The following is a 13,840-nucleotide window of genomic DNA, read 5'->3' as shown; positions in this document are numbered from 1 at the left end:
CTTCCCTATACTGACTCTTCATTTTCCGTCCATTTGCTAGCTTCTCTATAAAACAGAGTATAAGGGTCACTAGGATAAATGGTTGCATCTGGATTATGTCTAAAGGAAACTTCTTGATTGAAAATTTCACTTAGTATATTCCTTAAAAATTTAACAAAATTCTCTTTCTGGAAGGCCAAAAAGTCCGCGGTTAATACCCCTTCTTTTCCATTAAACAGCGTTCCTTCCTCACGCATTTTACGAGCAACATATAGGTGTGGTTCCAGCTGTTTTCGTCCAGTCTTTTGCTCAAATACATAGGCATAGAAAAGTGTTTGTATCAGTGCTTTATTCTCGGTATTGGGAGCAAAAACCTGATCCATTTCTTTAAAGATAACAGAATCACCTCCTGTTTTATAATCGACAATCCGACTGATGATCCGATCGTCGTGCGTGATAACTTCGTCAACACGGTCAATGATGCCGTATAAAGTAACTTGCTCTTCTTTACCATTAATTTCAATGGTAAATGGAAGCGTATAGTCTGTATCGTTTTCCAGCTCTATAATCCGAAAAGCTTTATAATTGGCTATATCATATTCAAGGTACATTTTGACATATTCACAGGCGATCTTCAGCATGATGCGTTGGAGGCTATTTAAATCGCCTGTGGAGTTTAATTCCACCTGATATTGAAAACCTATCTCCCGGATAATGTAGGATTCGATCTGATTGAATTGCTGCTGCAAGATATTTGTTGGTGTAAATTTTTGCTGGCCCTTGAATGGCAGAAAAATCTTTTCCATAACATTGTGAATAACCGTCCCCAATTTATTCATCTCAAATTCCTGTGAAATAGCGGGCGGCTCTTTGATATTTGCAATATGTTTGAGGAAGAATTGCAGCGGAGATTGTAGATAAGTTGTCAGTGCCGTTGCTGATATTCTTTTTTGATCGACAATAAAGTCCTGATACATCTTGGTCCAGACTTCGCCTTGCTTTTCGATAATAATTTCCGTGCTTTTGTCGGCAAACTGGATTGTTTGTTGTTGAATTTTCCGTTCAAAATTAAACTTGCTTTCAAACTCCAGCTGTTTGATGAAGCGACTTTCTTCTCCTGTTGAACTTTCGTCCACCAGTCCATTGTAAAAAATATGGATCCCTTCGCTGTATTGAAAATGTCTATAAAACAAGTATGCGGATAGTGCATCTTGGTTTTCCAATATTGGGAGTCCGTAAGCTCTCCGGAGACTATTGGGGATAAAGGTTGGGGAATTGGATGTTTTGGGTAAGATGCCTTCGTTTGCCCCAAGAATATACACGTTATCAAAATTCAAACAGCGACTTTCCAAAAGTCCCATAATCTGGATCCCTTCTAGTGGATTTCCTTCTATCGCCGAATTGATAGGCGATATGGCTTTCTTGATCAAACCGATCTGGAAGCTGATGCTCAATGGAGCAACGGTCTCAAATCCCAGTAACAACTGGTTGAGTGTTTTCTTGGTTTCTACCAGTAGATTGTTGTCAATCTGACGGATGCGTTCATACGAGGAGATACTGTGCAGTAAGTCATCAACGATGGTGATGAGCGAAGGTATTAATTGAGCAGCATGCTCAATCGGAACGAAAAACTGAGGCAGGGAACTTTTGAAATGCAGCTCTTCTAATGCGATTTCAAATAATTGCTTATCAGCAATCTCTTTCTGAATTTGCAATTTGTCTTCTAGGGAGACCTGTGTCAGGGGATGATTGATGAAGGTCTCAATAGTCTGGTAGGATAGCTTGCGTCTCTTTAACTGTGATATTTCCAAATGCACTTCCATCCACAGGTCCAATAGCCCATAAATAGGGGATTGGGTCAAGGGATATCCAGTTGTGATATTGGGGTTAACGTCAGGAAGACTTTGCAACAAAGGAACCAATAGGTTCTCATCCGCTAATAAAATCGCTGACGTTTGATCTGTCGTATTCTGCCTTTCCAGAATGTCGTAAAGTAATTTTGTCTGGCTTATTTTTCCTGTACTCGCATACAGGTTGACCGTTGATGTCCTATTGCCGATAATGTTAGGGCTATCGCCAAGCGCGTTTACAAGCCCAGTCTGAAAAATATTGCGGCGAATAAACAGCCCCGCTTCTTGCATATTGTCCTCCAGGTAATAGGCATCTGCATCGAAGTAAAACAGCGCCCGTTCTTCTTCCTGCCACTGACGGAATAATTTAGCCTCGGCTCTATTTAAAGCATTGAAACCTACGAATAGAATTTGTTGAAAGGATGAAGTAAAATTTGGATAGGTAGCCCCGCCTTCAACCAGATCACGATAAATCGTTGGATAATTAGTTTGGCCCGCGGCTTTAAGCGTTTCCTTAAATCTCGTGTATAATATCGGAAGTCTCTTCCATAACTGTAAAAAGCGCTCCTGGACCCCGCTATGGCCAGCGATGGAAAAGGATTGCCAAAACTGGCGGATAAATCCTTGCTGTTCTTGTGTGAGATGCTGGAAAGCTATATCAATTTTGGTGTTATCATAAAGTTCCATGTAGATCTGATCGATGGGAACCAGATCATAATCCAATTGTCCGAAGTCACTTAATATAATCTCGGCAACAGGGTAAAACTCTTCTAACGTTTCAGGTTCCTTACCCTCTACAGCCAAAAGTTCATTATGAAGTTTAAAGAGTTGAAAAAATTGTCCGAGAGTGCTGGCTTCTGCATCGCTGGTTGATAGTTTAAAGAATTCCTGTATGGTGAAAAATTGGGGTGACCAGATTGCCTGTCCATAGACATCGGCAAGATGTTTTTTGAGGTATGTAATCGGGCGTTTATTGTTAAACACGATGGCAATCTCACTCAAATCGTTACCAAAACGTTGTTGAATATCTGCTGCTACTAATTTTAAAAAAGCTGTCTGCATCGTGATTCTTTATTTTACTTCAATTAATTGATTTGACTTGGCATAATAGAGATAGGCCCTAACATTATTATAGCCTAGGTTCTCTAAGTTTTTTTTGTAATTGTCGACCTGATATTTATGTCCGATGTAATCGGTTTGTGTAAATTTGAAATCCAGTACAATTGTCTCTTCTTGAGAGGTAAATACCTTATCGGGACGGATGGTTTCCCCTTTAGCAGTAATGATACTGGCTTCATTCCAGATTTTATATTTACCGGTAAGCCACTGATTGATGATAGGATGATTCCAGATCTGATTGATTTCCTGCATCAGGAAAGGCTCCTCTTCTTTTGTGAGTATGCCTTCGTGAATCAGCTGACGTACTAACCTGGCAATATCTTTTTCGTTAGCGATCTGAGACATGATTTCATGAGCCAAGATTCCATATTGTGCGGCTTTTTCCAGCATCATAATATCGTTGATCGTGCGTGTGCTGGCCTTCTCCAAAGCCATCTCCAGCTCCTTAGAAATCGGGTAATGGCTAAGTGAAATGATATTGTCCGTTTGGATTTGCTGATCTTTTCGTTCGATGGTCTGATCGACTTGTATGTGGGTGTTTTCAAGTATAAATGGGGAAGTAGGAGCATCTAAGACCTGATAGAGTATATCGCTTATATATTCATTCTTGATATCATGGCCTGTTATTTCGCCGGTTTTTTTGTCGACTGACTCTTTAAATGAAGGAGCGGTGATATAGAGATGTTCGATAGCACGTGTTGTTGCCACATAGAATGTATTCAATGCATCCATGTAATTGAACAGCATTTCTTCAAAATATTGTTTGAAGAATACTGATTTTCCAACTGTCGTTGTATATTTTATGGGAATTTTTCCCAATTGGGCAAATGGGGTATCGTAAGTGTCGATCCAGAAATCACCATTGATCATGCCATCTAGATCCCATGAACAGAAGGGGAGCATGACAACATCATAAGCAAGACCTTTTGATTTATGAATTGTCGTTACCTCAATCGCATTGATTTCGCCGTTGGAGGGCAATACAGCCCGATTGCCATCTTCTTCCCAAAATTCCAGGAACTGAATTATTCCACGTTCACCGTTGGTCGAAAAAGCCGAAATCATATCTTTGAAAGCCAGCAGGTAAGGCAGATGGATGTTGTGTTCTGTCGTGAAGCCATAGATCTCGATGAGTTTTTCGATCAAATGAACTAATGGCTGTTTCTGCCAGGCCTCCCAGGAGTCGATCAAGGCTTGGGGAAGAGAATCTTTCAGCGCATGAATGTCGTTCGAAGCAAATTTTAACCAAGCATTTTGACTAACTATATTTTTCTGTATGGTCTGATAGAGATAGACCATTTTTGCCTTATGGATGTTATGTTTATCCGAATTGTATACAAGTGCTTTTAATGTTTCTATTAGCAAGAGTACGGCATCGTTGCTCGCTAGTGATAGCGCATCTCCAGAGATAACCTCAAAACTAAGATTTTGCTCTTTTTTGAAATCCATTAGTTTTTGGATGACTAATTTAGCCTGCGCATTACTACGCACAAGGATACCTATTTGTTTGGCATGATATCGGCCTGTACGAAACCATTCGCCTATCTTTCCGCATAGCCTTAAGAGAGATTCCTCAATGACCTGATTTCTTCTATAGCGTCCATCTGAAACTGGGATGTACGAAATCTCAATCGAGCCTAATTTATTGGGATTATCCTTTTTATGTGCAGGGACCTCCTGCTGACTGTTCTCATAAGCTTTTATAAGCATCGTATTATTGCCGGAAGCAGCCCACCAACGTTTTCCATCTTCATCTAAGTTTTCATCTACCTTTTCATTGAGAACCTCTTGCAAATGTTGGGGAATACTGTTAAAAAGGTAGTTGTTTAGCTGGATGATATTTGGGAGACTTCGATAATTAGTGTCAAGGCTTCCATTTTCGATAAAGGTCGTTTTAGCCGTTTCATCCAGATGGAATGCATGGCCAATTTGTTGTTCAACTTGTTGGAGCAATATGCGCCAATCTCCGTTCCGCCAACGGTATATGCTTTGCTTGACATCCCCGACAATCAGATGTTCACTTAGTGTTCCTTCGGCATCTGCCAGCGCATTGATCAGTAGTGGGCTATAGTTTTTCCATTGAATCCGCGAAGTGTCCTGAAATTCGTCGAATAAAAAATAATTGAAGCGATTGCCTATTTTTTCCCAGATGAATGTCGGATCACTATTCTCATCAATGCCGAGCTTATTTAGTAAGATCTGGGAATCGGAGATTAACTGAGCACCGTTTTCCTTACGCCATTGGGTAAGCAAGTCGCTCATTTCTTTGAGCAAGCGTAAGTAATAGAGATTGTTTTGTACAGCCTGATAAGCGATATAGGCTGGTAGATTCTCCTGTAGCGTCTGAAAAGATAGAAGGATGGGCGTTAGTGCCGAAAGAAGATCATAGCGTATATTTTTATTGCTGTCGGTAAATGCGTCTTCATTGTCTATTAATTGTACATATTTGTCAAGTATTTTGGCTATATCGGAAGAACTTAACTTGTCCGTCTTTTTGCTGGTTTTGCTGGCGGAAATAATCTTGTTGCGGGATTTTCCTTTGAGCTCATGTTCGGCAATGTTGAATTTCTTGAATGCTTCACTAAAAGTTTCGATGGTCAGGGAAAGTGCTTCCGTAAAGGCATTTATTTTTTGCTCGATCTCCTGATTCAGAAGATTAAATACCTCTTTGGGATTGGCTGAATTAATATAACTGTCAAATTCCTGGAAATTTTCAGAGAAAATAAGGTTGGCGAGGCCCATCAATTGTTGTCGATAGTTCCAGTTTTCATTTTTGGCTATTTTTTTCTCAGCATAGGCGATGATCCAGTCAAGCAGATCAGGGCGTTCGTCCAGTAGCTGATTGAGCATGACGGTCAAATCATTTTTTACTTTATTGACATTCATTTCAATCTTGTAAGCCGCATCCAAATTGAGTTCATAAGTGAATGCTCGGATGACTTTTTGAGAAAAACCATCAATTGTACTGATGGTAAAATGGCTATAATCGTGTAAGATCCGACGGTATACACGATGTGATTTTTCTTGAATCAGATAAGGCGTCCAATCGAGCTGTTGTAGCAGCAATAATTTTCTAAAATCTTCGATTTTTGGACTGGGATCCCCAATAGCTAGACCGTGGAGTACTGATAGTATGCGCTCTTTCATTTCGGCGGTAGCCTTGTTGGTAAATGTTACGGCCAGTATCTCCTTGTAGCTATTTTCATTGGACAGCAGTAAGGTTAGATAGTGCAGTGTTAGGCTAAATGTTTTCCCGGAACCGGCCGAAGCTTTAAGTATTTTTAATGGCGCAACAGATTTCATGGAATGAAGGTAGAAAGTAAAATGTGAATTGGCAAATGCTTTGGAGAAAAGCAATTTGTTATGTGTATCCGGCTGGAGTATCATTACTTGACTTGAACTTGCTTAATTTGAACAATAAGATTGTCAGTTGATGACGTATTTGCAATTTTTAATTTTGTAATACCTTTTTGGAAAGATAGCTTACTATTTGCGAATTGGCTCTAAAGTAGGGTGGTCGGTATATGGGTATTTCTGAGGAAGAAACTTAGTGCTTTGGTATTCTGAAATTTAGCTGTTTTTGTTTTCGTTTTTCCTTTTTTTATGTTTATCTTTGCATCCCCTCTAGTATGAAGCTCGGGGGATATGTTGAATACATAAAATAAAATTAAGAAATGGCAACTAAAATCAGATTGCAAAGACATGGTAAAAAAGGACGTCCTTTTTACCACGTAGTCGTAGCGGATTCTCGCGCTCCACGTGATGGTAAATTCATCGAACGTATTGGTTCTTACAACCCAAACACAAATCCTGCAACTATCGTTTTGGATTTTGAAAAAGCTTTGGATTGGATGAATAAAGGTGCTCAACCTACTGACACAGCTCGCGCTATCCTTTCTTACAAAGGTGTTCTTTACAAAAAACACTTACAAGGTGGTGTGAAAAAAGGTGCTTTTGACGAAACTGCTGCTGAAGCTAAATTCACTGCTTGGACTGAAGCTCAAGAAGCTAGAATCTCTGGTAAAAAAGATGGTTTAGCTCAATCTCAAGCTGATGCTAAAAAAGCTGCTTTAGCTGCTGAAGCGAAGAAAAAAGAAGAAAAAGCTGCTGCTGTAGCTGCTAAAAATGCTCCCGTAGCAGAAGAACCTGCTGCTGAAGAGACTGAGGCTCCTGCATCAGAAGAAACTGAAGGTTAATTCTTTCATAAAGTATTCGAGAAAGCCGACTCAATCTTGAGCCGGCTTTTTTAATAAAATATTTTATGTGTTAAAATGTGATGCGGATTGGTCTACTTTGAAATCGGAAGCAGGTCATACCATCATCTCTTCATACAAAAAGTTGAACATTAAATAGATGCTGAATATTAAGCGGAAGCTGATAAGAAAAGTATCTCAATACTAATATCTCAATACTACCAAATGACTATCGATCAAAGTTTTTATATAGGCTATATCAGCAAAACGAGAGGTCTTAAAGGCGAAATGCAGCTGTTTTTCGAATTTGAAGACTACGAAAGCCTGGATATGGATGTCGTTTTTTTGGAGGTCAACAAAAAACTTGTGCCTTATTTTATCGATGCTATAAAACTACAGAAAAATAGTACGGCCTATGTGACATTTGAAGATGTCGATCACATCGACAAGGCACAGGCACTTGTCCGCAAGAAAGTTTATCTTCCTAATGATAAAATGCCAGAACGGGATCCAGATGATTTTAGATATACAGATTTAATCGGCTTTTTGGTGGTTGATGAAAATCATGGTGAATTAGGGGAAATTACTGATGTACAAGAATTTCCACAGCAATTCGTGGCTACAGTTGATATGGGCGGCAAAGAGTTGATGTTTCCATTATCGGATGATTTAATCTTAGGAATAGATGGTGAAGAAGAGGTTATTGAAGTCGCATTACCCGAAGGGCTAGTCGATCTTTATAAAGAATAGGAAAAGTCGTCTTAGATACTAAATCCCTTTATATAAATCGGGATGATAAATAGTGCTTCCTGATCCGTACAAATATTCAATTCCCTTCTCTCCCTTCAGGATAAAGCGTATTTTGTCCTCGCAATAGACGATATCCTACTGTATGGTAAATACAGATTTAATGGAATTAAACTTGAGCTTATAGATGATCAAAAAGGGAAACTCGACTTGGATATTATTGTTCATAATGATTATACGATAGGTGGCGTTGAGTCACCGATTACCTATGGCCAAATGGAATTATATTAAAGTAGCGGGAAGATGTTCCGGCCTCCTGGAAAGAGTTGTTTTACAATGAAAAAGACGCATTGGTAGCCCAAAATATTTACTGGATGGCTTTAAATATGGGCAAAAGGAGAAGTATAGTGTGACCGGACTGTTATTAATTACATTTTATTTGAAGAATTTGCGTAACTCATTATTGGATTTGGGATAATTTGGCTTGGCAATCTGGAATAAAGACAGCTATTGCTATAATTTATAGATTTTCGAAAAATATTTTTGTTGTTTGGTTTTTTAAAACGATATTAGCAACGCTTATAGAGAAAGGCCGAGGGACTAGACCCAATGAAGCCTTAGCAACCTGTATTGTTCAAGGTGCTAAATTCTACCCTGCTCCATGTGGGAAAGATAAGTTACATGCCGATAGACATATCCTCGATTTGTGCGTTTCGATGTAAGCCAACCCAAACTTAAAACAGTTTTTTAATGAAGATTACCGACCATATCCAGAACGCTAAAGGAAAAACATTGTTTTCTTTTGAGCTATTGCCTCCTGCAAAGGGACAAGGCATCCAAAGTATTTTTAAAACAATGGATGAACTGATGGAATTTAAGCCACCGTTTATAGATGTAACCTATCATCGTGAAGATTACATCTATAAAGAACATGCTAGCGGACTGTTAGAGCGTGTATCCTACCGCAAGCGACCAGGAACAGTGGCGATATGCGCTGCTATCATGAATAAATATAAAGTGGATGCGGTTCCTCATCTGATATGTGGTGGCTTTACAAAAGAGGAAACTGAAAATGCTTTGATTGACTTAAACTTCCTCGGTATCGATAATGTATTGGTCTTACGGGGCGATGCGCGCAAAGGAGATGCCGACTTTATTCCAACTGATGGTGGGCATGCGTTTGCAACAGATTTATTGGAACAGGTTGCTGATATGAATAAGGGGAAGTATCTTCACGAAGATATTATTACATCTGAAAAAACCGACTTTTGTATCGGCGTTGCCGGATATCCTGAGAAGCATTTTGAATCTCCTAATTTCAATACCGACTTCAAATACCTGAAGCAGAAAGTCGATATGGGTGCTGAATTTATTGTTACTCAGATGTTTTTTAACGTCGAAAAATATAAGGAATTTGTGACCAAATGTCGTGACAGTGGAATCCATGTCCCTATTATCCCAGGTCTCAAGCCATTGACGACAAAAAAACAGTTGGTCACATTGCCAAGAATTTTCCACTTGGATATTCCGGAGGAATTAAGTGACGCTGTAGCAGCATGTAAAACCAATGCTGATGTGCGGCAAGTAGGTGAAGAATGGCTTGTTCAACAATGTAAGGAGCTGATCAAATTTGGAGCACCGGTACTACATTTTTATACCATGAGTAATCCTGGGCCAACGAAAAAAATCGTTGAAAAATTAGCCTAACAATATAAATAGAGCGAGGGAAGAGTCCCTCGCTTTTTTTTGAACCTATAATAGGAATACGTCTATACCTATGTGAAAGAATTCCTATTCATCCAATTGTTACCTGTCGTGTATATGCGGTCGTAGGATGATATCACTTCCCTTTTAAAAATCTGTATTTTTCTTTTCATTATAGAAGCAACTTCTTTAGAAAAATATTTTTAGTTCAATCATGATGTTAAATAGTGTTAATTAACATATTTAAATCGAGATAACTGTTTAATTTAAAGTGCTAAAGATAGACCAATTGGCCTTATGACGTACAATAAATTAAATACCCTATTTGGTTTGGCCTGTGGGCTCGTTGCTACCCTTGTTTACACCACAACTGTAGAAAAGACCGTAAGCTGGTGGGACTGTGGTGAATTTATAGCCTGCGCCTACAAACTTGAGGTTGCCCATCAGCCTGGCGCCCCCCTATTTCTACTTATCCAGAATATTTTCGCTAACATGGCTCTCGGAAATACAGGTCAGATAGCTTATTGGATGAATATTGGTTCGGCAGTCTGTAGCGGTCTGACTGTGACGTTTTTGTTTTGGACAATAACTGCTATAGCCAAGAAGATTTTAAAGAAGCCACAGCAACCTACTTTTTCTTACTACTTACAGCTGTTCGCAGCAGGTGCGGTGGGGGCAATGGCTTTCAGTTTCAGTGATACGTTCTGGTATTCTGCTGTAGAGTCCGAAGTGTATGCCATGTCCTCGCTTTGTACGGCAGTGGTTTTCTGGGCAATTTTTAAGTGGGAAGCACGTGCAGATCAGGGAGGGAGTGACCGTTGGCTGATTTTTATTGCATTCGTCATGGGGCTTTCGATCGGTGTCCACCTATTGAATCTTCTAGCGATTCCGGCCATCGGCATGGTGGTCTATTTTAAAAGGACTTCGCAGATCAATCTAAAAGGTATTCTAACGGCATTTCTATTGGGCTTGTTGGTCTTGGCAGCGATTCTTTGGGGGGTTATCCAGTGGTTGGTGGGTTTTGCTTCCAAAATAGATCTGTTGTTTGTGAATGCGCTCGGATTGGGATTTGGTTCGGGAATTCTCTTTTTATGCGTGCTCGTCGGTGCTGCCCTCGTATATGGTCTCTTTTATTCACATAGAAACCGAAAGTATACGTTAAATACGGCCTTATTGATGTTTTGTTTTATTCTGTTTGGTTATAGCTCTTATACCATGGTATTGATTCGGGGAAAAGCAAATCCATCCTTAAATAATAATTCACCTGATAATGTATTTTCTTTTCTGGGCTATTTAGGACGGGAGCAATATACACGGGAGCCTTTGGTGAAAGGGCCTTATTACGATTCCAAAGCTGTGGATATAGAAAGTAAAACCAGTTATCGGAAAGATGAATCCAATTATACTGCGTTTACACAGGTTGATAAGTATGAGTTTGATCGTGAAACATTTTTCCCACGTATTTATAGTCAGGATGCAAATCATCAAGCCTACTATAGAAGTTATCTCAAGTTGAAAGAGGGTGAAAGACCACAGTTCTCCGATAATTTTAAGTTTTTCTTTCATTTTCAATTGGGCGATATGTATGCGCGTTACTTCCTGTGGAATTTTGTCGGTAGACAGAACGATAAGCAAGGTTATGGAACATATAGCGAGGGGAACTGGATTTCCGGAGTGAAAACCTTGGATAACTGGCGTCTTGGGGGGCAAGATAAGCTTCCGGATTCCCAAAAAAATGATCCTAGTCGAAATACGTACTTTTTCTTGCCTTTATTATTGGGGATAGCAGGGGCGGTTTGGTTATACAAGAAAAGTAAGCCATACACCTTAGTATTGACGTTGTTATTTGTTTTCACGGGTGTAGCGATTGTCGTGTATCTCAACCAAACACCATTACAACCTCGTGAACGTGATTATGCGTATGCTGGATCGTTTTATGCTTTTGCCATCTGGATTGGGCTAGGTGCAATTGCATTGGTACGTTTTTTTAAACGTTTTTTTCATTCCCGTTATGCCTTGGCTACAGGATTATCTTTCGCACTGTTGGGGGGACCGATTATTCTGGCGCATCAAAACTGGGATGATCATAATCGTTCGGAGAAATCCCTGACGCGGGATGTCGCTCGTAATTATCTTGAAACCTGTGCCCCCAATGCCATTTTGTTTACCTACGGCGATCATGATACATTCCCACTATGGTATTTGCAGGAGGTAGAAGGTGTCCGTCCGGATGTGCGGATTGTTGTATTGAGCTACTTAACCGGAGACTGGTATATGCAGCAGGCAAAGAAACCAACTTATCAGGCAGCAGGATTACCGATTGGTATCCCTACCGAAAAAACAAAAAAGGGTATTCGGGATTATATTCCATTTATAGACAGGGAGTTGAATGAAGCAGTGGATGTTCAGCAATTATTGCAGTTTGTTACTTCCGATAACCCAGATTACAAAGTGCAGTTGAACTCGGGTAATCTGGAGAATTATTTTCCATCAAAGAAGGTCAAACTGACCATTGATAAAGACGAAATCTTAAAAAAGAAGGCTGTACCAGCTTATTTTCAGCATGCAATTGTCCCCACGATGGAATGGGAAATACCAGGGGATCATTTAACACGTGCGGATCTGACTTTGCTGTCTCTTCTTGAAAACAATCATTGGGATCGACCCATTTATTTTTCGAATATGCTTCCTAGTGATATTAAGTTGGGATTGGATAAGTATCTTGTCAATGAAGGATTCGCTTCAAGGCTGATGCCAGTCGCTTCCACGAATGAACAACAAACGGCTGGGGAGATAGCGGCTTTGGTCAACGTTGAGGCTTTATATGATAATATTATGCATAAATATAATTGGGGAAATATCAAGAATGCAACTTATTTAGATACCGACTCGTTTCGCTTTTCCAGTATGTATGCCCGGGATATTTTTGGAAAGACAGCCCGTTTGCTGCTAGAAAAGGGAAAAGTTAAGCAAGCTGGGGAAGTGGCGAAAAAAGCATATGACCAATTGCCAAATCGTGTTTATGCAATGTCTGATGCAATTAATTACGCGGATGTCATTGACAGTCTATATCGCTCTGGGCAAAGCCAGCTGGCAGGAAATGTCGTAGATCGAAATTTGGATTATGTTGCTCAAAATATGGAATATTTACATCAGTTGGTACGAGATAAGAAATATCTGAGCTTTGAATGGAACGATATACAGACGGCTCTGGACTCTGTTGACCGTTACCAAACTATTTTATTAGCGGCGAATGATGGCAAGCGGCTGGAGCGTGTGGAAGGGCTTCGAAAACAGTACCAGGAATGGTATGGTATAGAATAAGTTGTGTTATGAAATTGCTATTAGAGGGAGTGAGTTAATATAATGAATATTAATTTGGGGGGTAATTCTTAGAGGCACCTTTTTTGTATCAAAAGGTGCCTCCTTTTTGTACAGGGGACTTAAACAACTAGAATTTCATGCCGAACCCGACACCCAGAAGAAAGGGGTTGATATCTACTTTTGCCGGTATTGATAAGTTGGGGGCCAAATTGGAAGCATCCACATTGACATCCGTCTTTAAGAGGATATACTTCGCATCCAAATTCAGGAAGTATTTTTCTGACAGTTTGAAATCAATACCAAGTTGTGTCGCAAACCCAAATGCATTGTCATACTTTACGTTCTTGACAGTAGGACCTTCATTTATACTATAGAAAATTGTATAATTTATCCCTGCTCCCACATAGGGTTTGATATTACCTTCTGGAAGAAAATGATATTGTGCTGTCAAGGTCGGAGGCAGGAGCCATACACTGCCCAAATCTACATTTGTTGAGCTGTTTCCTCCAATAGCACTTAAGTCGGATCCAACTGTATTCACCTTGTGCTTCGTTGTACCTAAGATTAGTTCAGCGGCAATATGCTTTGTAAAGAAGTAAGTGAAGTCCAGTTCCGGAATAAATTTCGTATTAATATCAATATCACCACCAATGGTACTGATATCGGCCGATTCCGTAGGTGCTACGGTTACTCCTCTGAGTCGAACCTGCCAACGTTGGTCGGGAATGGTTTGTGCCTGTAAATTTAAGGTGCCTAAAGTAAGTGCAAGAGCAAAAAATAATAACTTTTTCATATCGTTAAGGGTATTTGTTTGCTGTAAAAGTATTTGTTTTGCGGCTTTGGATAAATGACGATAATCAGGTTAAAAATTGAATGAAATGATTTATAGGGTGGTAGAAAAGATGTACCTTTATTATTTTGCTG

General features: G+C 39.7%; 7 protein-coding genes and 1 riboswitch. Of the genes, 4 read left to right on the top strand and 3 right to left on the bottom strand.

Translation table 11 applies throughout. The annotated features are described in order from the left end of the window. Positions 1-5: 5 nt before the first annotated feature. Positions 6-2,891 carry a PD-(D/E)XK nuclease family protein gene (locus B4A24_RS01830; RefSeq protein ID WP_293941941.1) on the bottom strand — a complete coding sequence of 962 codons (2,886 nt, stop codon included), beginning with the start codon at positions 2,889-2,891 and terminating at the stop codon, positions 6-8. 9 nt (positions 2,892-2,900) lie between these two features. Further along, positions 2,901-6,335, bottom strand: a complete 3,435-nt coding sequence (locus B4A24_RS01825; RefSeq protein WP_293941938.1) for a UvrD-helicase domain-containing protein — start codon at positions 6,333-6,335, stop codon at positions 2,901-2,903. A gap of 287 nt (positions 6,336-6,622) precedes the next feature. Between B4A24_RS01825 and B4A24_RS01820 the strand changes: the two genes are divergently transcribed. The 4 genes from B4A24_RS01820 (at position 6,623) to B4A24_RS01805 (ending at position 12,916) form a co-directional block, all read left to right on the top strand. Then, entirely contained in the window at positions 6,623-7,144 is a 522-nt protein-coding gene (locus B4A24_RS01820; protein WP_293941936.1) for a 30S ribosomal protein S16, read from the top strand. Positions 7,145-7,366: 222 nt separating this feature from the next. Continuing rightward, positions 7,367-7,891, top strand: a complete 525-nt coding sequence (gene rimM / locus B4A24_RS01815) for a ribosome maturation factor RimM (protein ID WP_293941934.1) — start codon at positions 7,367-7,369, stop codon at positions 7,889-7,891. A gap of 573 nt (positions 7,892-8,464) precedes the next feature. Next, a riboswitch (SAM riboswitch) is annotated at positions 8,465-8,567 on the top strand. A gap of 71 nt (positions 8,568-8,638) precedes the next feature. Then, positions 8,639-9,595, top strand: a complete 957-nt coding sequence (locus tag B4A24_RS01810; protein ID WP_288808131.1) for a methylenetetrahydrofolate reductase — start codon at positions 8,639-8,641, stop codon at positions 9,593-9,595. A 294-nt stretch (positions 9,596-9,889) separates the two neighbouring features. After that, complete coding sequence (locus B4A24_RS01805; protein WP_293941930.1) at positions 9,890-12,916, top strand: protein O-mannosyl-transferase family; 3,027 nt, start codon at positions 9,890-9,892, stop codon at positions 12,914-12,916. Between the two features lie 127 nt (positions 12,917-13,043). On the opposite strand, the gene B4A24_RS01800 is transcribed toward B4A24_RS01805, so the two are convergent. Further along, positions 13,044-13,709: an OmpW/AlkL family protein gene (locus B4A24_RS01800; protein WP_293941927.1), complete on the bottom strand. Its 666-nt coding sequence runs from the start codon at positions 13,707-13,709 to the stop codon at positions 13,044-13,046. Positions 13,710-13,840 lie beyond the last annotated feature (131 nt).

Origin of the sequence: Sphingobacterium sp. UBA7249 (assembly GCF_002472835.1) — a bacterium.
Lineage (GTDB): Bacteria > Bacteroidota > Bacteroidia > Sphingobacteriales > Sphingobacteriaceae > Sphingobacterium > Sphingobacterium prati.
Note: the sequence above shows the minus strand (reverse complement) of the source record. Positions and strands in the feature narration are given on the sequence as shown.

Bases quoted from the DNA above. Each gene is read 5' to 3' on its own strand.
- B4A24_RS01830 (WP_293941941.1), bottom strand. From the start codon at position 2,891: ATGCAGACAGCTTTTTTAAAATTAGTAGCAGCAGATATTCAACAACGT.
- B4A24_RS01825 (WP_293941938.1), bottom strand. From the start codon at position 6,335: ATGATACTCCAGCCGGATACACATAACAAATTGCTTTTCTCCAAAGCA.
- B4A24_RS01820 (WP_293941936.1), top strand. From the start codon at position 6,623: ATGGCAACTAAAATCAGATTGCAAAGACATGGTAAAAAAGGACGTCCT.
- rimM (WP_293941934.1), top strand. From the start codon at position 7,367: ATGACTATCGATCAAAGTTTTTATATAGGCTATATCAGCAAAACGAGA.
- B4A24_RS01810 (WP_288808131.1), top strand. From the start codon at position 8,639: ATGAAGATTACCGACCATATCCAGAACGCTAAAGGAAAAACATTGTTT.
- B4A24_RS01805 (WP_293941930.1), top strand. From the start codon at position 9,890: ATGACGTACAATAAATTAAATACCCTATTTGGTTTGGCCTGTGGGCTC.
- B4A24_RS01800 (WP_293941927.1), bottom strand. From the start codon at position 13,709: ATGAAAAAGTTATTATTTTTTGCTCTTGCACTTACTTTAGGCACCTTA.